Source organism: Nitrospirillum amazonense (assembly GCF_007828045.1).
Taxonomy (GTDB): Bacteria; Pseudomonadota; Alphaproteobacteria; order Azospirillales; family Azospirillaceae; genus Nitrospirillum; species Nitrospirillum amazonense_C.
In genome coordinates this window covers 19,217-38,476 of sequence record NZ_VITN01000004.1, presented here as the reverse complement: position 1 = coordinate 38,476, position 19,260 = coordinate 19,217, and the positions used below count along the sequence as shown (strand labels likewise).

General features: G+C 66.4%; 20 protein-coding genes and 1 pseudogene. 4 read left to right on the top strand and 17 right to left on the bottom strand.

Going from position 1 to position 19,260, the window contains the following annotated elements; genetic code table 11:
• The 3 genes from nifS to FBZ89_RS07780 are packed head-to-tail and all read right to left on the bottom strand — an operon-like array spanning nt 1 to nt 1,842.
• Nucleotides 1-1,182: a cysteine desulfurase NifS gene (gene nifS / locus FBZ89_RS07790; protein ID WP_145749452.1), complete on the bottom strand. Its 1,182-nt coding sequence runs from the start codon at nt 1,180-1,182 to the stop codon at nt 1-3.
• A gap of 22 nt (nt 1,183-1,204) precedes the next feature.
• Nucleotides 1,205-1,510 carry a NifU family protein gene (locus FBZ89_RS07785; protein WP_145749451.1) on the bottom strand — a complete coding sequence of 102 codons (306 nt, stop codon included), beginning with the start codon at nt 1,508-1,510 and terminating at the stop codon, nt 1,205-1,207.
• Between the two features lie 11 nt (nt 1,511-1,521).
• Entirely contained in the window at nt 1,522-1,842 is a 321-nt protein-coding gene (locus FBZ89_RS07780) for a HesB/IscA family protein (RefSeq protein ID WP_145749450.1), read from the bottom strand.
• A 285-nt stretch (nt 1,843-2,127) separates the two neighbouring features.
• Here FBZ89_RS07780 and FBZ89_RS07775 point away from each other — a divergent pair, with 285 nt between their 5' ends.
• Nucleotides 2,128-2,730: a hypothetical protein gene (locus tag FBZ89_RS07775; RefSeq protein ID WP_145749449.1), complete on the top strand. Its 603-nt coding sequence runs from the start codon at nt 2,128-2,130 to the stop codon at nt 2,728-2,730.
• Nucleotides 2,731-2,745: 15 nt separating this feature from the next.
• On the opposite strand, the gene FBZ89_RS07770 is transcribed toward FBZ89_RS07775, so the two are convergent.
• The 11 genes from FBZ89_RS07770 to nifH form a co-directional block, all read right to left on the bottom strand.
• A complete protein-coding gene (locus FBZ89_RS07770; protein ID WP_145749448.1) occupies nt 2,746-3,123 on the bottom strand; it encodes a Rieske (2Fe-2S) protein in 378 nt (125 codons plus the stop codon).
• On the bottom strand, nt 3,089-3,766 hold the full coding sequence (locus FBZ89_RS07765; protein ID WP_145749447.1) for a nitrogen fixation protein NifQ: 678 nt from the start codon (nt 3,764-3,766) through the stop codon (nt 3,089-3,091). Before FBZ89_RS07765 ends, FBZ89_RS07770 begins: the two co-directional genes overlap by 35 nt.
• Nucleotides 3,767-3,773: 7 nt before the next feature.
• Nucleotides 3,774-4,076 (bottom strand): ferredoxin III, nif-specific, encoded by a 303-nt coding sequence (fdxB, locus tag FBZ89_RS07760; RefSeq protein WP_145749446.1) that lies wholly within the window; start codon nt 4,074-4,076, stop codon nt 3,774-3,776.
• Between the two features lie 16 nt (nt 4,077-4,092).
• Entirely contained in the window at nt 4,093-4,326 is a 234-nt protein-coding gene (locus FBZ89_RS07755) for a CCE_0567 family metalloprotein (protein WP_088871193.1), read from the bottom strand.
• Nucleotides 4,327-4,344: 18 nt separating this feature from the next.
• Nucleotides 4,345-4,815: a NifX-associated nitrogen fixation protein gene (locus FBZ89_RS07750; RefSeq protein WP_088871192.1), complete on the bottom strand. Its 471-nt coding sequence runs from the start codon at nt 4,813-4,815 to the stop codon at nt 4,345-4,347.
• A 5-nt stretch (nt 4,816-4,820) separates the two neighbouring features.
• Nucleotides 4,821-5,216 (bottom strand): nitrogen fixation protein NifX, encoded by a 396-nt coding sequence (gene nifX / locus FBZ89_RS07745; protein WP_145749445.1) that lies wholly within the window; start codon nt 5,214-5,216, stop codon nt 4,821-4,823.
• Nucleotides 5,213-6,595, bottom strand: a complete 1,383-nt coding sequence (gene nifN, locus FBZ89_RS07740; protein ID WP_145749444.1) for a nitrogenase iron-molybdenum cofactor biosynthesis protein NifN — start codon at nt 6,593-6,595, stop codon at nt 5,213-5,215. The genes nifX and nifN overlap by 4 nt, the downstream gene beginning before the upstream one ends.
• Before the next feature lie 5 nt (nt 6,596-6,600).
• The gene (gene nifE, locus FBZ89_RS07735) at nt 6,601-8,247 is read right to left on the bottom strand and encodes a nitrogenase iron-molybdenum cofactor biosynthesis protein NifE (RefSeq protein ID WP_145749443.1); all 1,647 of its coding nucleotides are present in this window, start codon (nt 8,245-8,247) and stop codon (nt 6,601-6,603) included.
• Nucleotides 8,248-8,382: 135 nt separating this feature from the next.
• On the bottom strand, nt 8,383-9,942 hold the full coding sequence (gene nifK / locus FBZ89_RS07730) for a nitrogenase molybdenum-iron protein subunit beta (protein ID WP_145749442.1): 1,560 nt from the start codon (nt 9,940-9,942) through the stop codon (nt 8,383-8,385).
• Nucleotides 9,943-9,980: 38 nt separating this feature from the next.
• Complete coding sequence (gene nifD / locus FBZ89_RS07725) at nt 9,981-11,480, bottom strand: nitrogenase molybdenum-iron protein alpha chain (protein ID WP_145749441.1); 1,500 nt, start codon at nt 11,478-11,480, stop codon at nt 9,981-9,983.
• Between the two features lie 110 nt (nt 11,481-11,590).
• On the bottom strand, nt 11,591-12,475 hold the full coding sequence (gene nifH / locus FBZ89_RS07720) for a nitrogenase iron protein (protein ID WP_145749440.1): 885 nt from the start codon (nt 12,473-12,475) through the stop codon (nt 11,591-11,593).
• 427 nt (nt 12,476-12,902) lie between these two features.
• On the opposite strand from nifH, the gene FBZ89_RS07715 reads away from it, so the two are divergent.
• Genes FBZ89_RS07715 through FBZ89_RS07705 form a run of 3 tightly spaced genes read left to right on the top strand, consistent with a single transcriptional unit; the run spans nt 12,903 to nt 14,580 of the window.
• Nucleotides 12,903-13,328, top strand: coding sequence for a response regulator (locus tag FBZ89_RS07715; protein WP_145749439.1), 426 nt, complete (start codon nt 12,903-12,905; stop codon nt 13,326-13,328).
• Nucleotides 13,325-13,750 carry a thioredoxin domain-containing protein gene (locus tag FBZ89_RS07710; RefSeq protein ID WP_145749438.1) on the top strand — a complete coding sequence of 142 codons (426 nt, stop codon included), beginning with the start codon at nt 13,325-13,327 and terminating at the stop codon, nt 13,748-13,750. Before FBZ89_RS07715 ends, FBZ89_RS07710 begins: the two co-directional genes overlap by 4 nt.
• The gene (locus FBZ89_RS07705) at nt 13,750-14,580 is read left to right on the top strand and encodes a xanthine dehydrogenase (protein WP_145749437.1); all 831 of its coding nucleotides are present in this window, start codon (nt 13,750-13,752) and stop codon (nt 14,578-14,580) included. The genes FBZ89_RS07710 and FBZ89_RS07705 overlap by 1 nt, the downstream gene beginning before the upstream one ends.
• Before the next feature lie 99 nt (nt 14,581-14,679).
• On the opposite strand, the gene FBZ89_RS07700 is transcribed toward FBZ89_RS07705, so the two are convergent.
• From FBZ89_RS07700 to FBZ89_RS07690, 3 genes and pseudogenes are all read right to left on the bottom strand, one after another.
• Nucleotides 14,680-15,498: an alpha/beta fold hydrolase gene (locus FBZ89_RS07700; protein WP_145749436.1), complete on the bottom strand. Its 819-nt coding sequence runs from the start codon at nt 15,496-15,498 to the stop codon at nt 14,680-14,682.
• A 411-nt stretch (nt 15,499-15,909) separates the two neighbouring features.
• Nucleotides 15,910-16,953: pseudogene (locus FBZ89_RS07695) on the bottom strand (adenosine deaminase).
• 42 nt (nt 16,954-16,995) lie between these two features.
• On the bottom strand, nt 16,996-19,248 hold the full coding sequence (locus FBZ89_RS07690) for a TonB-dependent receptor (RefSeq protein WP_145749435.1): 2,253 nt from the start codon (nt 19,246-19,248) through the stop codon (nt 16,996-16,998).
• Between the last annotated feature and the right edge of the window lie 12 nt (nt 19,249-19,260).

Below are 19,260 nucleotides of genomic sequence, written 5' to 3'. Positions count from 1 at the left end.
TCAGGCGAAGGTGGGGGCGCGGTCGCGCCACAGCGGCGAACTGGACCGCAGGCGACCGACGATGTCAGGCAGGACCTCAAGCACCCGGTCGATGTCGGGGGCAGCCGTGTCGCGGGAAAGCGAGAAGCGCAGGGCGCCCCGGATGGCGCCGGCCGGCACGCGCATGGCACGCAGCACGTGCGACGGCTCCATCCCGCCGGAAGCGCAGGCCGAACCGGAAGACACCGCAATGCCCGCCCGGTCCAGCATCAGCAGCAGGGCGTCGGCATCGACATAATCAAAGGCGATGCAGGCGGTGTTGGCCAGGCGGTTGTCCAGGTCGCCCAGAACGTGGGCCTGGCCGATCCGCGCCAGCACGCCTTGCTCAAGCCGGTCGCGCAGACGGCCGATCCAGCCGCGTTCCGTTTCCAGATAGCGCGCCGCCAGGTCAGCCGCGGCACCCAGGCCAACAATGCCGGGTACGTTTTCCGTTCCGCCGCGCCGGCCCCGTTCCTGCCGGCCACCGCGCAGCAGCGGACGGAAGGCGGTGCCCTTGCGCAGGTACAGCGCGCCGATACCCTTGGGACCGTGCAACTTGTGGCCCGACAGCGACAGCATGTCGATGTCCGTTTCCCGCAGGCGCAGGGGCAGCCGGCCCACGGCCTGGACGGCGTCGGTGTGGAACAAGGCCCCGGCGGCATGGGCCTGGCGCGCCAGCGCCGCCACCGGGAACAGGGTGCCCGTCTCATTATTTGCCCACATGACGGAGACCAGGGCCGTGCGCGGCCCCAGCGCCCGTTCGAAATCCTCCATGTCCAAACGGCCGTCGCCGTCCACCCCGACCGTATGCACCTTGATGCCGCGCGTCTTTTCCAGGTGCGCCGCCAGCGCCAGGATGGCGGGGTGCTCCACCGCCGTGGTCACGATCTCATCCCGGCCGGGCTGGCTGTCCAGGGCCGACAGGATGGCCGTGTTGTTGGCCTCCGTCCCGCCGGAGGTGAAGACGATCTCATGGTCCTGGGCGGCGCCCAGCAGGGCCTGCACCTGGCGCCGCGCCAGCCGGACGCCGTCCGCCGCCGTCGCGCCGACGGCATGGGCCGACGACGGGTTGCCGAAGCGCTCCGTGAACCAGGGCAACATGGCGGCCACCACGCTGGCGTCGGCGGCGGTCGTCGCGTTGTTGTCGAGGTAGACGGGGCGCATGAGATGGTTTCCCCCTGCCGGATCAGTGCGGTCCCGGCGCCCGGCCCAGGACGGGTACTAGGCGGACGAAGGTTCCCAGGCGCTCCACCACCCGGGCCTGGATGCCCTCCAGCGTGGCGCTGCTGAGGCGGCACATCACGCAGGCCCCGGTCAGCCGGACGCGCACGATGTCGCCATCCACCTCCAGCAGTTCACAATCCCCGCCGTCCCGTTGCAGGCCGGGGCGTATTTCGGCGATGGCGGCGCGGATAACCTGGACGCGGCGGTCTTCCGTGCCATCCGGCACCGCCCGGTCAACCGTCTGTTCCTCAAGCGTGGGGATCAGCATGGTCGGCCCCCTTAACCGAAGGACTTGCCGCAGCCGCAGGCGGACTTGGCGTTGGGGTTGTCGAAGGTGAAGCCCGAGCCTTCCAGCGCCACGACGAAGTCGATGGTGGTGCCGTCCAGCAGCTCATGGCTCTTGGTATCGACGAAGACCTTCACGCCGTCGTGGTCGATGACGGTGTCTTCCGGTTCCGCGGCACCGGCCAGACCCATCATGTATTTGTAGCCGGCGCATCCGCCGGCATCGACGCTGATGCGCAATCCGCCCGCGGGGTTGGCGGCGCCGGCGATGGCGCTGCGGACGGCGTTCAAGGCGCTGGGGGTCAAGTTGATCATGGGGCACCTGCCAGGGTTGGTGACCCGCGATCCTCCGCAAGGGGCGTGCCACGGCAGAGTTCATTGGAAAATATGGGTTTTCCCGCCGAACCCTGTTGCGTTCACACCCCGGATGTCGGGTTTGCGACAGGGGTGTTTGCTGCAATCGGCCGGGCGCGATGCGCGAAAAATCCCGCAAATCCAAGGTCGGCGGGCTGGTTGCCCCAACCGGCAAAGCCTTTGCAAAGGGGGGCGCTCGAGGCCCCGCCCCCCGCGGGCCCTCCCACGAACAGGAGCCGCATCCCGATGACGACCACCGCGACGACGATCGAGAAAACCGCCCTGGCCCGCCTGGCCCAGGAAGACCGGCTGATGAACGCCGTGCTGAAGGCGGCCACGACCAAGCCCGGCCGCTTCGGCTTTCGCGGCGACATCGCCCTGAAGTTCCAGCCGCACATCGCGGATGAGAAGCGCCCGCCGGAGTACAAGCTGGAACAGGTGCTGACCTACGCGCAGGAGGGGGAGGCGACGATCCCCGTGCTGGCGGGCTACGTCCATTCCTTCGCCTATCTCAAGGACGTGTCGGAGGTGCTGTCCGGTCTGCTGCGGTCCGGCGGCAAGTACTTCATCTTCTGCAACAACATCGACCTGTTGGCCGGTTACCAGGTCACCCTTGACGGCATCACCTTTATCGTCCTGCCCTGCGATGAATCGACCGTGTGGAAGGAGATGATGGACCTGATGGGCGTCGACAAGAACGACATCAAGAAGCTGGACACCGCCGGCAAGCTGGACGTGCTGCTGGATGTCGCCCGACGCTTCGATCAGAGCTATCCGGCCATAAGCTATGAGGATGGCGTGGCGCAGATGCTGCCGGTGAAAAACCGCAACGAGAACCGGCCGGTCTGATATAGGGCGGGGGCGCTACGGCGCCTCTTCCACCAGGGTGACGCCGGTGATGCAGATGTCGCCGTCCTCTACGGCCAGCGACACCGGCTCAAGCCCGACGCCCCGGCAGGGGCCGTCCACGCACAGGCCCGTGCCCAGGTCGAACAGGGCGCCGTGCTTGCCGCACATCAGCCGCGTGCCGTCCGGATCCAGGAACTGGTTGCGTTCCCAGTCCAGGTGCACGCCGTTGTGCGGGCAGCGGTTGACGTAGCCCACCACCTGCCGCCCCCAGCGCACGACGATGATGGCCCAGGGCCGGTGCGCCCCATCGCCATCAACGCGCAACAGCTGAAATCCCCTGGCCTTGCGGCTGGGGATCTCATCCACGCGGCACAGGACATACGTCTCGGACATGGGCGGCGTCTTCAGTGGGCAAGCGGTGGGGGGCGAGCGGTGGGCGGCCGGAGCGGATGTGGGCCAGCATGGCCTCGCCATCCTCCGCGCCAAAGCAGGCGTCGAAGTCATCGCACTCGGTACAGACCGGCGCGGTGCACAGGGTGAAGCCCTCCGACCGGCAGATCATGCGGAACAGGAACTTCTTCCATTTCATGTCCTGGCTGTTGCGGCGGGCGAGGCCGCTGAAGTGGCGCCGCATCAGCGACGACAGCTCACCCCGGTTGCGCAGGCCCAGATCCTGCCACAGGTGGTTCGGGCGGCTGCAGCGGCGGGCGATCATCGCCGTCAGGTCGCGCTGCAGATCCGTGCCGCCATCCGCGTACATCCACAACAGGTCGCGCACCGCCAACTCATCATCCCCCAAACTGGCGGGGCCGTCGGCCAGGGCGGCTATGCCCGGCCAGGCGTCGGGGAACAGCCGCAGGGCCAGCGCCCCCAGCGTCACCCCGTCCAGCCCGGTACAGAAGGGCAGCGATCCCCGCCCCGCCACCGCCTCGGCCCAGGCCAGCGCCAGGATGCTGGCCACGACGTGCAGGTCGAAGGGATCGGCCTCCCCCCCGGCCCGCTCCATCAGCCAGCCATACGCATCGGCGACACGCATCACTCCCTCACGCCGCGTCCGCCGCCAGGGGCGCATGGGTCTGGCAGTTGGCGGGGCAGACGCGGGCGCAAGCGCGGCAGCCGACGCAGGCGCCCGCGTCATCCATGACCATCACCTTCTTCTCGATCTCATCATCGTCATCGTCATTGCCGAGATCGACCAGGTCGCCCTCCTCGGTCAGGCCCTTCAGGATCATGACCCCACGGCCGCAGACCTTGAAGCAGCGGCCACAGCCGATGCAGCGCTTGGCATCGATGGCGATCAGGAAATCCGGCTGCCAGGACCGGCCGTCGCGGGTGAGCGAGGACATGGGGGGCGGGCTCCTTCTAGGGCGCGACGGACAGCTGGGCGGCGGTGGCCCCGGCGGTTTCCAGCGTCTTCAGGTCGGCCCGCTTGCGCTCCAGCGCCGCGAAGGCGTCGTGGGCGCGCTGGGCCACCTCCAGGATGGAGGTCCAGTTGACGGGCAGTTCCTCCGACAGGTCGTGCAGGTCCATTTTGGCCTGCATCGCCCGGGCCGACTGCTTCTTGATCTCGTTCTTCAGAGCCTCGACATCGCTCATGGCAATTCCCCCATCCGCTCAATAACGGGCGACGTCGGGAAAGCGCCCGATCATGTCCACGCCCGCCTGGACGTACTTGCCCCCCTCCTCCGCCAGCTTGGCCAGGGTGTCGAAGCCGAAGCGGTGGACATCGCGCAACTGCTTGTTCACCACCACCAGCCGGCCGCCGATCAGCACCATGCGGCCGAAGCCCTCATGGCTCATCTTCAGCATGGGCGACACCATCACGCCCGTCGCCTGCTCGATGCTGAGCGCCACGGCGTTGAAGAACAGCTCCAGCCGCCAGATGGTTTCCGGATCCGGATCGCCCAGGATGGGCAGCTGCCGCCGCTTCTCCTTGTCGACGATGTAGGGCTCCAGCAAATCCAGGTCGGCCTTGCCCTCCCAGGTGCCGTGGGTGTCCTGGGCGCGCCAGATCACGATCAGCTGGCGGATGAAGGGGCTTTGCGCCGCCACCGTTTCGGGCGGAAGATCCAGAACGTCGGACATGGGTTTCAATCCTCGAAATCCAGGGTGCGGGCGGCCCCCTTGACCATGGCCTTGCGCAGCCAGGGCGGGGGCGTGCCGTTCAGCACGGCGCGCAGGCGCTCCAGCAGGTCCTCGATGGGTTCCGGCTGGGTGACCTTCATGGGGTGGATGTTGCTGGCGACGACGCGGGCGGCGCCTGACCCGCCGATGGCGGCGACATAAAGGATGGCGCAGTCCTTGATCGCCTCGATCTTGGGCGCCAGCTTGTCCTCGTTGCCGTCCTCCTGCAAATCACCGGCGAACTCCACCGCTTGCAGCAGGCGATAGCCGTCGGGATCCAGTTCGTAGATGGCGATGTTGCGGGCCCAGCCGAAATGGGCGTCGACCCGCTTCATGTCCTGCGTGGCGAAAGCGACCTTCATGCGGCTTCCCCTTTCGATTGAGCGCCGTCCCCATCCACCACCCGCCAGGTGTCGGGGGTGGCCTCGTGATGCTGTTCGGTGTCGGCCATCACCAGGTTGCTGAGGGAGAAAATCAGATCCCGCGCCCCGCGGTAGCCGACGGAAACCAGGTGTCCGGCCCCCAGCCGGTCGAACAGGGGCAGGCCCATGCGGAAGAACGGGATGCCCAGGCGGGCCGCCGCCTGGCGCCCATGGGAATGAGTGATCAGCAGGTCGCACTCCCGCTCCCGCGCCCGCCGCTCCAGATCCTCCAGATCGCCGATCAGCACCTCGTCCGTCTCCACCCCGGCCAGCACGGACGAATGGGTGGTGGTGACGGCGGCGGTGATGTGGGCGCCCATGGCGTGCAGCATGCCGCCGACATGGACCAGCAGGTCGGGCTCCGCCCCGATGGCGACCTTGCGGCCGCCGATGTGGAAGTGGCCGTCCAGCATGGCGTCCACCAGCTGTCCGCGCTGCCGCCGGTATTTGAGGGGCACCGGCCGGCCGCTGATCTCCGATAGAAACATGATGAAGGCGTCGGTCGCCTCCAGCCCGCACAGGCGGGGGAACAGGCGGAAGGGCACACCCGTCCTGTCCCGCAAGGCTTCCGCCGCCGGACGCATCTGCTCACCAATGGCGATGGCCCAGGATGAGACGCCCAGGCCCGCCACCTCATCCACGCCGATGCCGCCGATGGTGGTGGGAGTGAAGTCTTCTGGAATGTGGCCATCCAGCGATCCCGCCAGGTCGGGCAGGAAGCTGGGCTGCAGCCCGAAATCCTCGAGGATGGTGCGTAGCTCGTCCAGGTCGCCCGGCGTCATGTGGCAGCCGGGCAGGATGGTGACCCTGGCCGGGTCGCGCGCAGCATCGGCCGAAGGTGCTGCCACCAGTTCCTGGACCATGCGGGTCACGGCCTTGCCCCACCCATCCTGGAACGCGTCCTTGAAGTCGGGGGTGGAGACGTGGACCAGCGGCAGGTCCGCCACCTCGGCGTGGCGTTCCCGCACCAGGCGGATATAACCCTCCACATCGTCGCCCTTGATCTCGGTGACGCCAGTGGAACAGATGCCGATGATCTCCGGCTTGGTGCGCTTGTGAATGTTCAGGATGGCCTGTTCGACATTGTCGTAACCGCCCAGTACGGTGGCGACCTCGCTCATCGCCGTCGTCTGCAAGGGGATGGCCTCCTTGAAGTGGCGGACGAACAGCACCAGCCCGAAGGAGGTGCAGCCCTGCGACCCGTGCAGCAGGGGCATGGCGCCGCGCAGGCCCATGAAGGCCAGGGCGGCGCCGATGGGCTGGCTCATCTTCAGCGGGTTGACCGTGCAGGCCTTCTTGACGTGGGTGACCGTCGCCATGGCCCCTACTCCGCCGCCAGGGCCGGCAGGGCAGCCAGCACGTCTTCCACCCGGCTGGCGCAGGCGCCACAGCCGGTGCCCGCCGCGGTGTGCCGGCGCACGTCGTCAAGCGATGTCAGCCCATGGGCGCGGACCGCGTCCTCGATGGTGCCGAGATCCACCCCCTTGCAGGTGCAGACGGCGCCAGCCCGCCGGGCCTGTTCAACCGTCTCCGGATCGGCGGCCTCCGCCGCCAGCTGGGCGTCGGCGCGGGCCTGCCAGGTGTTGGCCGGGTCGTCCCAGGGGGCCGGGCGCCGCACCTGCTCCCACACCGGGTTGAACAGGGTGCGCGCGATCTGCTCCATCAGCGTCACCATGCCGACATAGCCCATGTAGGCGTGGTGGCGTTCCTGGTTGATGTCCAGCCAGGGCATGGCGGCCTTCAGCGCCACGAACTGCGACCGGCCGCCCGACAGCATGATGTCCGCCCTGGCATCCTTCAGCAGGCGGTACATCTCGCGTGGGGTCATGTCCTCGATCATGTGGGCATCCTGGCCCAGCAGTTCCTTGATGCGCTCCTTGTCCTCCTTGGTGGATTTCTTGACGCTGGTGCCCACCAGTTCCAGCCCCGCCTCCTGCAGGGCCGCCACCACGGACCAGGACTTCACGCCGCCGGTGATCAGCAGCACCTTCTTGCCGGCGAAGCGCGGCTTGAGCGGCGCGATGGCGGCCCAGGCCCGTGCCTCCTCCCGCACGATCAGTGCCTCCGTCCGGTCCAGCAGCTCGGACGGCGCGCCCCGGTCGACCAGCAGCCGGGCGATTTGGCGCAGGCTGTCGCTGGTATCGCCGATGCCGTAGAACGACCCCTCGAAGAAGGGGATGCCGTAGCGTTCCTCCATCTTGCGGGCCACGTTGATCATGGCCTTGGAGCACACCATCATCGCCGCCCGCGCCCGGTGGGAATAGGCCACCTCGCGATAGCGCCCATCGCCGGAGATGCAGGACAGGATGCGGATGCCCAGTTCATCCAGCAGGGGCTTCACCTGCCACAGCTCGCCCGACAGATTGTATTCACCGATGATGTTGATGTCGTAGGGCGTCGTCTCGTCCGGTTCCTCGGTGCCGATGACGTGGTCCAGCAAGGCCTCGCCCGCCAGCTTGTTGCCCAGGTTCTTGGGCCCGACGAAGCCCGGGGAATTGATGGGAATGACCGGCTTGCCGAACTTCTCCCGCGCCGCCTTGCACACGGCGTTGATGTCGTCGCCGGTCATGGCCGGGATACAGGTCTGATAGACGAAGACCGCCGGCGGGTCGTACTTTTCGATGATCTCGCGGATGGCCTTGAACAGCCGCTTCTCCCCGCCGAAGACAATGTCCGTCTCATTGATGTCGGTGGTAAAGCCGGTGCGCCACAGCGTGGGTCCGGAGGATTTGGCGCCCCGGTTGTCCCAGGAATTGCCCTCGCAGGCGATGGGGCCGTGCACCAGGTGGGCCACGTCGGTCAGCGGCTGCAAGGCGATCTTGGCGCCGTCGAAGGCGCAGCCGCCGGCCGCCCCGCCCGGCTGCAGCTGCTTGGTGCAGCCCTTCTTGCGCTCTGACGCCGACTTGGTCGCGTTCTTGCCGCAGGCGGGCTCGTTGAAGACATCCTGGATGGTGGCCGACAGCGAACTCATTTCCGGGTTCCTCACCTGAACGGGTCAAGAAGCGCCGCGCCGCCGGTTCCAAGGGAAACATCCAGGGAAACCAAGCGGCGCGGCCAGGACGCGAGCGCCTTTGGGGAAGGCGCCACGGAGAGGCCAAGCCCGCCGTCAGCGGATGATGTCGAAGCTGTAGTCCGTCTTGGATGGGACGTTGGTGTTGAGGTCGATCGTGTCGAAGATCTTGTCCAGGATGGTCACCAGCACGTTCAGCCCACCCTGATAGCCCCACAACGGGAAGCGGTGATGGTGGTGCCGGTCGAAGATGGGGAAGCCGATGCGGATCAGCGGCGTGCCCGTGTCACGCTCCAGGTACTTGCCGTAGGTGTTGCCGATCAGGAAATCCACCGGCTCCGTGAACAGCAAGGAGCGCAGGTGCCACAGGTCGCGGCCGGGATGGACGTGGCAGTTCTTCCCGAAGGGGGAGCTGTCGAACAGCGCCTGCACCTTTGCCGCCCAGGCCTTGCCACCGTTGGTGGCCAGCACGTGCGTTGGCTCCGCCCCCAGTTCCAGCAGGAATCCGGCCAGGCCCAGGCACAGGTCGGGATCGCCGTAGATGGCGAACTTCTTGCCGTGGATGTGGGCACTGGAGTCCGCGATGGCGTCGACCAGCCGGCCGCGTTCCCGCTCCAGCTCCACCGGGATCTCCGTGCCCGTCAGGCGGGCCAATGCCATCAGGAAGCGGTCGGTGCCGGCGACACCCACCGGGTGGTTGAAGGCCGCGACCTCCTGCCCATGCGCCGCGATGAACGGCAGGGTCTTTTCCGTGCAGTATTCCTGCATGGAAACGGTGGCCTTGGCATGGATGGCGTTGGCCGCCTCCTCCAGGGTGGTGCCGCCGTCGTACATGCGGAATTCGCCGTCCGTGGGGGTGTCCCAGACGTCGCTGCTGTCGCCCAGGATGGTGTAGTCTATCCCCATCAGGCCGAAGATGCGCTTGATCTCCCGCAGGTTGCCGACGGTGTAGCCGTCGAAACCGCCGATGAAGTTGATCTTGCCGTTGGGCTGGCGCTCCAGCTTGGGCGCGGTGCCGGCCTTGCCGTCCCAGAAATGGTCCAGGATGCCCTTCATGACGTTGTCGTAGCCGGTGACGTGGCTGCCGACGAAGGCGGGGGTGTGGGCGAAGGGCACGTCATATTCGGCGGGGACGGAGCCCTTCTCCTTCGCCGTCTTGATGAAGGCGTTCAGGTCGTCGCCGATCACCTCCGCCATGCAGGTGGTGGAGACGGCGATCATCTTGGGCTTGTACATGGCATAGGCGTTGGCCAGCCCGTCGATCATGTTGTTCAGCCCGCCGAACACCGCCGCGTCCTCGGTCATCGACGACGACACGCAGGAGGACGGCTCCTTGAAATGGCGGGAGAAATGGCTGCGGTAATAGGCGACGCAGCCCTGGGAGCCGTGCACGAAGGGCAGCGTGCTTTCAAAGCCGACGGCGGCGAAGACGGCGCCCAGCGGCTGGCAGGCCTTGGCCGGATTGATGGTCAGCGCCTCGCGGGCGAAGTTCTTTTCCTGGTACTCGGGCGTCTTGGCCCATTCCCGCACCCGCTCCACCTCCGCCGGATCGCGGCGGTTCTCGAACTGCTGGCGCTTGTTGACCAGCATCTCCTGGTATTCCGGGCCACGGAACAGCTCGAAATGGTCGAGCACGTTTTCGGCACTCTGCGTCATGATGGAAACCTTTCCGAAGAACGTCGTACGAGGGCGCCTTATTCGGCTGCCAGCAGGCGGGGCTGCGCCGCGCCCTTCCAGGGGGCCTTGGCCATCTTCCAGACGGGGGCGTTGATGGCCATGTCCATGTCCCGCGCGAAGATGGCGAAGCCGTCATAGCCGTGATACGGGCCGGAATAGTCCCAGGAATGCATCTGGCGGAAGGGCACGCCCATCTTCTGGAAGACGTACTTTTCCTTGATGCCCGACCCGACCAGATCCGGCTGGATGCGTTCCACGAACTTCTCGAACTCGTAGCCGGTCACATCGTCGTAGATCAGCGTGCCGTCCTTGACGTAGTGCTGGGCCGTGCGCTGATAGTCATCGTTGTGGCCGAACTCATAGCCCGTGCCCACCACCTCCATGCCCAGGTCCTCATAGGCGCCGATGACGTGGCGGGGCCGCAGGCCGCCCACGAACAGCATCACCGTCTTGCCTTCCAGACGCGGGCGGTACTTGGCGATGACGGCGTCCGTCAGCGCCTGGTACTTGGCGATGACGCGCTCGGCCCCGTCCTTGATCTTGTCGTCGAAGTAACTGGCGATCTTGCGCAGGGATTCGGCGATCTTGCTGGGGCCGAAGAAATTGTACTCGCACCAGGGAATGCCGTACTTCTCTTCCATGTGGCGCGAGATGTAGTTCATCGAACGGTAGCAGTGCAGGACGTTCAGCTTGGCCTTGGGCGTGTTCTCCAGCTCCGCCAGGGTACCGTCACCCGACCATTGGGCGATGACGCGCAGGCCCATCTCCTCCAGCAGGATGCGGGATGACCAGGCGTCGCCGCCGATGTTGTAGTCGCCGATGATGGCCACGTCGTAGGGGCTGGGCTCGAACGCCGCCGGCTTGGCCGCGCTCTTGTCGAAAACCCAGTCGCGGATGGCGTCGTTGGCGACATGGTGACCCAGGGACTGCGACACGCCGCGGAAGCCTTCGCAGCGCACGGGCACGATGGTCTTGCCCTCGTATTCCTTGGACTTGGCCTTCGACACCGCCTCGATGTCGTCACCGATCAGGCCGATGGGGCATTCCGACTGGATGCTGATGCCGTTGTTCAGCGGAAACAGTTCCTGGATTTCATCGATGATCTTGGCCAGCTTCTTGTCGCCGCCGAAAACGATGTCCTTCTCCTGGAAGTCGGAGGTGAACTGCATGGTTACGAAGGTGTCGATGCCCGTCGTGCCGATGTAGTAGTTGCGCCGCGCCGCCCAGGAATACTGGCCGCAGCCCACGGGGCCGTGGCTGATGTGGATCATGTCCTTGATCGGGCCCCACACCACACCCTTGGATCCGGCGTAGGCGCAGCCGCGGATGGTCATGACGCCCGGAATGGACTTCAGGTTGGATTTCACGCCGCAATCGGATTTGCCGGCCTCATGCACGTTCAGGTGCTTGGCGCGCCGTTTCGCGGTCTTCTCCGGGTAAACCTGCAAGACCTCGGCAATCAGTTCCTTGTTGCGTTCCTTGATCTCCGCAACGCTCTGCGTCTCCGACATACTCATTTCGCTGTCCTCATGTTCCCCGGTGAAGAAAGCCCGCTGGCGCGCGCCCGGCCCCCATGCGGAGGAACCGGGCGGCACCGGCGGCCGTCGCCGATCAGGCCGGTTCCGGCTCAGGCCAGTTCCAGCTGGGCGGCGGTCCGGCCGACCATGCTTTCGTCCACGGCCTTCATGATCCCGTGCTCCATCAGCATGTCCTCAAGCTCGTCCATGGTGATGGGGGTGGGGATGATGCCCTTGCCGGCGTTGTTGTGGATGCGGTTGGCCAGGTTGCGGTAGTGGTTGGCCTGGGCGCTGTCCGGCGCGTATTCCAGCACCGTCATGCGGCGCAGCTCCGCGTGCTGCACGATGTTGTCGCGCGGCACGAAATAGATCAGCTCCGTGCCCAGCTTCTTGGCCAGGGCCTCCGCCAGTTCCAGTTCCTTGTCGGTCTGGCGTTCGTTGCAGACCAGGCCGCCCAGGCGCACGCCGCCGGACACCGCGTACTTCAGGATGCCCTTGGAGATGTTGTTGGCCGCGTACATGGCCATCATCTCACCGGACATGACGATGTAGATTTCCTGCGCCTTGTTCTCGCGGATGGGCATGGCGAAGCCGCCGCACACCACGTCGCCCAGCACGTCGTAGGAAACGTAGTCGATGTCCTCATAGGCGCCGTTCTCCTCCAGGAAATTGATGGAGGTGATGACACCGCGGCCGGCGCAGCCCACGCCCGGCTCCGGACCGCCGGATTCCACGCAGCGGATGTCCTGGTAGCCGACCTTCATGACATCCTCGATCTCCAGGTCCTCCACGCTGCCGGCGGCGGCGGCCAGGCTGAGGATGGTGTCCTGGGCCTTGGCGTGCAGGATCAGGCGGGTGGAATCCGCCTTGGGATCGCAGCCGACGATCAGGATGCGGTGGCCCATTTCAGCCAGGGCCGCCAGGGTGTTCTGGGAGGTGGTGGACTTGCCGATGCCACCCTTACCGTAAAACGCGATCTGTCGCAGTGCCGACATTCAAGGTCTCCTTGAACCGATTGTTGAGCCGATTGCCAATGCCCCGGTTGAGGCCGGGGCGATCCTCGTTCGCAGAAGCTGGCCCGCGGATTTCGGGAAGGAGCACATCGCTCGACAACGCGTAGGCGTGCACTCAGCCCTCACTAGCCGACCGGTATTTCAGCAACCGCTGTGCCAAGTGGGGGATTTTCAATAAGCTATTGATATGATTATAGTTTAATCAGTTACCCCGCTCCCGACAAAGATGTGCCGAACCCGACAGGCGGTGTGCGGCTGTCGCAAACGGAACAAGGCCGCCGCCGCCCGCCCGCCCGGGAAAAGCCCGGCCCCCCAAGGCCTCCCGGGATACAAGCGCCAGCGGAACGGAAATTGCTGTGGACACCCCGATGCCCGGGACGGGGCAGCCCATTATTGGAAAGGGCGCGCCATGCAGATTGGTGTCGAGACCGCCAAGGCCGTGGACCAACGGCGGGTCTTCGTCGTGGACCAGGATGAGATCACCCGCGCCGCCTTGCAGTTCATGCTGCATGACGAGATCGAGGCGCATGAGCTGGCGACGCCGGAGGAGGCCTACGCCAAGGGCGTGGACTGGCTGAAACCCGACGTGGTGCTGCTGGGCGCCGCCTTCCTGGCGGACCGGGGCGTGGGCCTGGTGGGCGACCTGCTCCGCGCCTTCCCCGGCGTGCGGGTGCTGATCGTCTGCGCCAAGGCGGAGGAGTCGCTGGCGCTGCAGGCCCTGACGGCCGGCGCCCACGGCGCGCTGGTCAAGCCGCTGGCCCTGGCCGACGTGCGCCGCAAGGTGGACACCGTGCTGGGCCGTGCCGGCGGCGCCGCCCTGGTGCGACTGGCATGAGTGCCATTGTCTTCTATGAAAAGCCCGGCTGCCGCACCAACGCCCGCCAGCGGCGCGCGCTGGAGGCGGCGGGGCATACGGTGCTGGTCCGCGACCTGCTGGCGGAGCCCTGGACGGCGGAACGGCTGCGCGGCTTCTTCGGCCAGGCGCCCGTCGCCACCTGGTTCAACCCGGCGGCACCCGCCGTGAAGGCGGGAACCATCGATCCGGCCGCCCTGGACCCGGCCGCCGCCCTGAGCCTCATGTTGGTCGATCCGCTGCTGATCCGCCGGCCGCTGGCGGAGGTGGACGGTCAGCGTCATGCCGGGTTCGAGAGCTTGCGCGATCACTTGGGCCTGGCGGTCGATCTGGACACCGTCCCCACCGGCTGCTCCCACCCGCACAGCCCCTGCCCCACCCCCAAGAGCACTGGAACGCCGTGATGACCGATCGTGCGCCCTACGCCATCATCCTGGGCACCAATGAGATCGCCTCCGCCGTGGCGATCCGGCTTCACCAGCAGGGTTACGGCGTGGTCATGTCCCATGACCCGTCGCCCCCCGTCATCCGCCGCAAGATGGCCTTCCACGACGCGTTGTTCGACGATCCGGTGACCCTGGCGGGCATCGCCGCCGAACGGGTGGACGGTGGCATGGCCGCGGCGGCGGCCCTGGCCCGCCGCCAGGGCGTGGTCATCACCGAATTGGGCTTGCTGGACCTGATCGTCATCCGGACGCTGGATCTGCTGGTTGACGCCCGGCTGCAGAAATACAGCACCACCCCCGACCTGCGCCGCCTGGCCAAGATCACCGTCGGCCTCGGCCCCGGCTTCACCGCCGGGGAGAATTGCGACTTCGCCATCGAGACCAAGCCCGGCAAGCAGGGCGCCCTGGTGCGGGAGGGTGCAACGGAACCCGCGGACGGCATCGTCCGCCCCCTGGGCAACCGCGGGGCGGAACGCTTCGCCTATTCCGCCTTCCCCGGCCGCTGGCATACGGCGATGGAGATCGGTTCCCGCGTCTTCAAAGACTATGTCATCGGCTATCTGGGCGCCGCCGCCGTCCAGGCCCCTTTCGACGGCATCCTGCGCGGCGTGGTGCGGGACGGAACGGAAGTGGCCGCCGGCGTCAAGCTGCTGGAGGTTGATCCCCGTGTCCGGGGCGCCGTCTGGGCCGGCGTCGACGACCGCGCGCACGCCATAGCCCAGGCCGTCGGAACGGCGCTGACCATGCACAAGGCCAGGCAGCCGTTCCGTCCGGTGCCGGTTCGCTGAGGCCTCATCCCGATTCCTCCGCCAGTCCCCTTCCCGCGTAAGGCCGACACTGATCGTCCGTCCGGTGTTGGGGTGACGCTCGCGGTCCGGTCGATGCCGTCAAGACCTGATGAACGAGAGCAGGTCGGGGTTGAGGACATCCGCATGTGTGGTCAGCATGCCATGGGGATAGCCCGGATAGGTCTTCAGCGACCCGTTCTTGAGCAGATTGACCGCGCGCGGCACGGAACTCGCGAAGGGGACGACTTGATCAGCCTCGCCATGCATCACCAGCACCGGCACGGTGATCTTCTTGAGGTCTTCGGTATAGTCTTCCAGCCAAGTTTCGACAGTCGCATAGTGAGCCAGGGCACCACCGGCCATGCCCTGACGCCACCAGTTCGCAATGACCGCCTCCGAGGGCTCGGCCCCGTCGAGGTTGTAGCCGTAGAAGGGATTCTCAGGGACGAACCGGTAGAACTGCGACCGGTTGCCCAGCACGCCCGCGCGGATCGCTTCGAACCACTCCGGCGGCTGACCGGACGGGTTGTTCTCGCTCCGGTACATGTTCGGAGTCAGGGACGCGACCAGTACCGCCTTCGCGACACGCTCCGGGTAGCGGGCGACATAGCGAGCCACCTCACCGCCACCTGTGGAGTGCCCGACATGGATCGCATCGCGCAGGTCGAGGTGCTCGGTCAGGGCCGCGAGGTCGGCAACCCAGTGGTCCATGTCGTTGCCGGTGCTCGGCTGGTCAGACCGGCCGTGGCCGCGCCGGTCGTGGGCGACCACCCGGTAGCCGTGACGAAGGAAGAAGGTCATCTGGGCGTCCCAGTCGTCCGCCGTAAGCGGCCAGCCGTGGCTGAAGACGATCGGCTGGCCTGAACCCCAATCCTTGTAGAAGATGTTTACGCCGTCTGCGGTAGTGATGGTGGTCATCAAGTGCCTCCGTCTGCGTTTATAAAATTACTTAAACATAGCGTGAATAAAATGGAACAATAATCAAAATTAATATAGTATTATAAATAGCCAATATGGCGCATGACACCTTGTATCTCTTGTTTAGATCAACGCGACGGTAATTTTCCCGTCCGAAAAAGACAAATACCTTTTACGCCTAACCTATACTTTGAAAGTATAGGAAGGTGGAGGGCGAAGGGCCGCTCGCCGACACGGCCCTTCGAAGCGCTGCGCGATGGCTCCGCCGATGCCGTCATGGCCGCTCTGGAGGATTGGGTGCCGCAAAAATCACGGCGGGACATTCCAGACATGGCCCGCCTCTTTAAAATCGACCTCGGGGCCAGCAAGGAGACATTGGGCGGCCGCCGGACTCAAAGCCAGTTGCCTCCATCAATCCCGATCCGGTTCAATCTGCCGCAACCTCGCCAGATGCGGCGCCTGGGCGGTTACGTCTAGGAAGGAGCCGGTGATGCTGTTGCGGGCCAACCGCGCCAGTTGCGCCCGGTCCAGTCCCAAGGCCGCCGCCACGCGGACGTAGTTGTCCAGCAGATAGCCGCCGAAATACGCCGGGTCGTCGGCGTTGACCGTCGCCCTCAGGCCCAGCTCCAGCATGCGCCGCAGGGGATGCGCCTCCAGACTGGGCACGACGCAGAGCTTGAGGTTGGACAGCGGGCACACCGTCAGCGTCGTGCCCTGGTCCACCAGGCGGCGGGTGAGGTCCGCATCCTCCAGCGCGCGGTTGCCATGGTCCAGGCGATCCACGCCCAGAATGTCCAGCGCCTGCCAGACATAGTCGGGCGGCCCCTCCTCCCCCGCGTGGGCCACCAGCTTCAGCCCCCGCTCCCGCGACGCCTGGAACACCCGGGCGAACTTCGACGGGGGGTTGCCCACCTCGGATGAATCCAGGCCGACGCCCTTGATGCGGTCCAGATAAGGCTCCGCCGCCTTCAGGGTGGCGAAGGCCGCCTCTTCATCCAGATGGCGCAGATAGCAAAGGATGAGGTGGGAGGTGACGCCCAGCTCCCGTTCCGCCGCCGCCATGCCGGCCAGCAGGCCATCGGCCACGACCCGGAAGGGGATGCCACGGTCGGTATGGGTCTGGGGGTCGAAGAAGATCTCGGCATGCACGCCGCCGTCGGCCGCCAGCCGGCGGAAATAGGCCAGCGCCAGGTCGTGGAAATCCTCCTCCGTGCGCAGCACCTGGGCGCCCTAGTAATAGATGTCCAGGAAGTCCTGAAGGTTGGTGAAGGCGTAGGCCGCCCTCACCTCCTCCACCGTGCGGAAGGGCAGCGCCACGCGGTTGCGGCGGGCGAACGCGAACATCTGCTCCGGTTCCAGGCTGCCTTCGATGTGCAGGTGCAGCTCCGCCTTGGGCAGGCCACGGATGAAATCGGCCAAGGATGGGGCCAAGGGCGGGGCAAGGGTATCGGTCATGGTCGCTCCTGGTCCCCGGGCTGCCCCGGGGATCGCTGGTCTTCAGAAATGGGTGGACAGTTCCACGCCATAGGTGCGCGGGTTGGTGAACACGCCGGCATAGCCGTTGACGTTCACGGCGCTGGTCAGGACGGAGGCGTCGGTGATGTTGCGCACCCAGGCCGCGACCTGGGTGCGGCCGAAGCGATAGCCCGCCCGGGCCCCGCCTTCCCAATATCCCTGCCCCTGGAATTGCGGCTGGACGAAGCTGGTCAGCTGGAAATTCTCGTCGCCGCGATAGGTCCAGTCGGTACCCAGAAACAGCTCCCGCCCACCACCCAGCGGATAGGTGTAGTTGGCCGTCAGCGAGGCGGTCCATCGCGGGGCGAAAGGAAAGGGCTGGCCGGCGATGTCCAGGGGGTGGCCGGGGTTGCGGGGGTCGTCCACCTCCGTCGGGCCCTGGATCTCGGTCTTCACAAAGCCGAGATTGGCGCCCAGCAACAGGCCGTCGGTCACCTGCAGCTTGGTCTCCAGCTCTAAGCCGGTGCCGATGCCGCCCTTGGCATTGATCAGGCGGATGATCTCCTGCCCCGCCGCCAGGGTGCTGTACGCCACCAGCTGCTGGTTACGGTAGACGTAGTGGAAGACCGACAGGTCGGTGCGCAATCGCCGACCGAAAAAGTCGCCTTTCACCCCGGCCTCGTACGACGTCACCGTCTCGGGATCGGCCTTCTGCAGCGGGTCGAACATGGCCTGCCCCGTGATCACGCCGGCGTGGTACCCCTCCGCTACGCGGGCGTAGAGGTTGACCTGTTCATCCAGGCGGTAGGCCACGCTGCCATCGTAGGTGAATTTGCCCCAGCGGCCGTCGGTGCTGGAAAACCGGGGCAGAAACCAGGGGCCGGGCCCCCGGCCCGCCACCTTGTAAAACGGATCGGTGGCGAAGTTGGGGAAGGCGGCGAGGTCAGTGGGCTTGGGCGTGAAGGAGGAGGAGTCCTGCCAGAAGTCCACCGCATCGACGGTGTAGCGCAGGCCGGCCGCCAGGGTCAGGCGCTCGGTGAGGGCATAGTTGGCCTGGCCAAAGGCCGCACCGCTGTGGCTGCGCTGCCGCGCCCGCTGATAGGCGCCGAAGCCGGGCATGCCATCCGCCGTCTGGAAGGTATTGTTGGCGGTGGTGTTCCAGTAGTCCAAGTCCTCGGAGAAATAATAGAGGCCGCCCTGCCAACCAAAGGGCCCGCCGGGGTTGGAGGCGAGACGCAGTTCCTGCGTCACCTGGGTCAGCCCATCGACATCGGAGGCGTTGACCAAAGCCGGCCGGGGGGAGCCATCAACGTCGCCGACGCTGAACATGCTGCCGGTCAGCCAGGCGGTGATGGAGGTCAGGGTGACGTCGTCGAATTCATAGGCGGCGTTCAGGGTGACACCGCGCGTGGTCACCTTCTGCCGGTTGTTGTTATCGCTCTCCTCCGCGATGTCGTACTTGTCGAAGGGCAGGACGCCGACGGTCGCATCGCTGCCGGCGCCGTGGAACAGCGTGGAGGTGCCGTCCAATGAGCGGCCGAAGGCCTGGACCAGGGCGGTGAAGCGCTCGCCGGGTTTCCACTGCACCTGCACCCGCGCCGCCACGTCGTCATAGCCGTCCAGCTTGTTCCCCGTCACCTCGTTGCGCACCCAGGGGTCGCGGTGCTGGTACAGGACGGATGCGCGGGCGGCGAGGCCGTCGCCCAGGCTGCCACCCACCGCCGATTCCGCAGTGTAGCTGCTGAAATTGCCATAGGTGACATCGGCGTATCCCTCGGTCGCGTCCGTGGGCTTGCGGGACACCAGATGGACGGCGCCCGCCGTGGTGTTCTTGCCCCACAGCGTGCCTTGGGGGCCGCGCAGCACCTCGACCCGTTCCAGGTCGAAAGCGGGCATGCCCTTCAGCACCGGGTTCTCCAGCACGACGTCGTCATAGTACAGCGCCACCGGCTGCGAGGCGTTCAGGGTGAAGTCCTCGTTGCCCAGGCCCCGGATGTAGAAGCGCGGATAGACGCGGCCAAAGGTGGACTCGGCATTCAGGTTGGCCACGCGGCCAGACAGCACCCGGATGTCGTCCCCCGACACCGCCAGACCGCGCATGTCGTCGCCGTTCATGACGCTGACGGATAGCGGCACCTGCTGCAGATCTTCCGTCCGTTTCTGCGCCGTGACCACGATCTCCTCCAAGGCGGGCGGGCCGTCCGCCGTTTCCGCCGCCCCGGCAACCACCGCCCCTTCCCCCGCCACCAGCGCCACCAGTGCCGCCGCCGTCGTCACCCGCATGAGTCTCATCATGGTAACTCCCAT

Bases quoted from the DNA above. Each gene is read 5' to 3' on its own strand.
- FBZ89_RS07785 (WP_145749451.1), bottom strand. From the start codon at position 1,510: ATGCTGATCCCCACGCTTGAGGAACAGACGGTTGACCGGGCGGTGCCG.
- nifX (WP_145749445.1), bottom strand. From the start codon at position 5,216: ATGAAGGTCGCTTTCGCCACGCAGGACATGAAGCGGGTCGACGCCCAT.
- nifK (WP_145749442.1), bottom strand. From the start codon at position 9,942: ATGACGCAGAGTGCCGAAAACGTGCTCGACCATTTCGAGCTGTTCCGT.
- nifH (WP_145749440.1), bottom strand. From the start codon at position 12,475: ATGTCGGCACTGCGACAGATCGCGTTTTACGGTAAGGGTGGCATCGGC.
- FBZ89_RS07775 (WP_145749449.1), top strand. From the start codon at position 2,128: ATGACGACCACCGCGACGACGATCGAGAAAACCGCCCTGGCCCGCCTG.
- nifS (WP_145749452.1), bottom strand. From the start codon at position 1,182: ATGCGCCCCGTCTACCTCGACAACAACGCGACGACCGCCGCCGACGCC.
- FBZ89_RS07780 (WP_145749450.1), bottom strand. From the start codon at position 1,842: ATGATCAACTTGACCCCCAGCGCCTTGAACGCCGTCCGCAGCGCCATC.
- FBZ89_RS07700 (WP_145749436.1), bottom strand. From the start codon at position 15,498: ATGACCACCATCACTACCGCAGACGGCGTAAACATCTTCTACAAGGAT.
- fdxB (WP_145749446.1), bottom strand. From the start codon at position 4,076: ATGTCCTCGCTCACCCGCGACGGCCGGTCCTGGCAGCCGGATTTCCTG.
- FBZ89_RS07765 (WP_145749447.1), bottom strand. From the start codon at position 3,766: ATGCGTGTCGCCGATGCGTATGGCTGGCTGATGGAGCGGGCCGGGGGG.
- nifN (WP_145749444.1), bottom strand. From the start codon at position 6,595: ATGGCGACGGTCACCCACGTCAAGAAGGCCTGCACGGTCAACCCGCTG.
- FBZ89_RS07710 (WP_145749438.1), top strand. From the start codon at position 13,325: ATGAGTGCCATTGTCTTCTATGAAAAGCCCGGCTGCCGCACCAACGCC.
- FBZ89_RS07755 (WP_088871193.1), bottom strand. From the start codon at position 4,326: ATGAGCGATGTCGAGGCTCTGAAGAACGAGATCAAGAAGCAGTCGGCC.
- FBZ89_RS07750 (WP_088871192.1), bottom strand. From the start codon at position 4,815: ATGTCCGACGTTCTGGATCTTCCGCCCGAAACGGTGGCGGCGCAAAGC.
- FBZ89_RS07770 (WP_145749448.1), bottom strand. From the start codon at position 3,123: ATGTCCGAGACGTATGTCCTGTGCCGCGTGGATGAGATCCCCAGCCGC.
- FBZ89_RS07705 (WP_145749437.1), top strand. From the start codon at position 13,750: ATGACCGATCGTGCGCCCTACGCCATCATCCTGGGCACCAATGAGATC.
- FBZ89_RS07690 (WP_145749435.1), bottom strand. From the start codon at position 19,248: ATGATGAGACTCATGCGGGTGACGACGGCGGCGGCACTGGTGGCGCTG.
- nifE (WP_145749443.1), bottom strand. From the start codon at position 8,247: ATGAGTTCGCTGTCGGCCACCATCCAGGATGTCTTCAACGAGCCCGCC.
- FBZ89_RS07715 (WP_145749439.1), top strand. From the start codon at position 12,903: ATGCAGATTGGTGTCGAGACCGCCAAGGCCGTGGACCAACGGCGGGTC.
- nifD (WP_145749441.1), bottom strand. From the start codon at position 11,480: ATGAGTATGTCGGAGACGCAGAGCGTTGCGGAGATCAAGGAACGCAAC.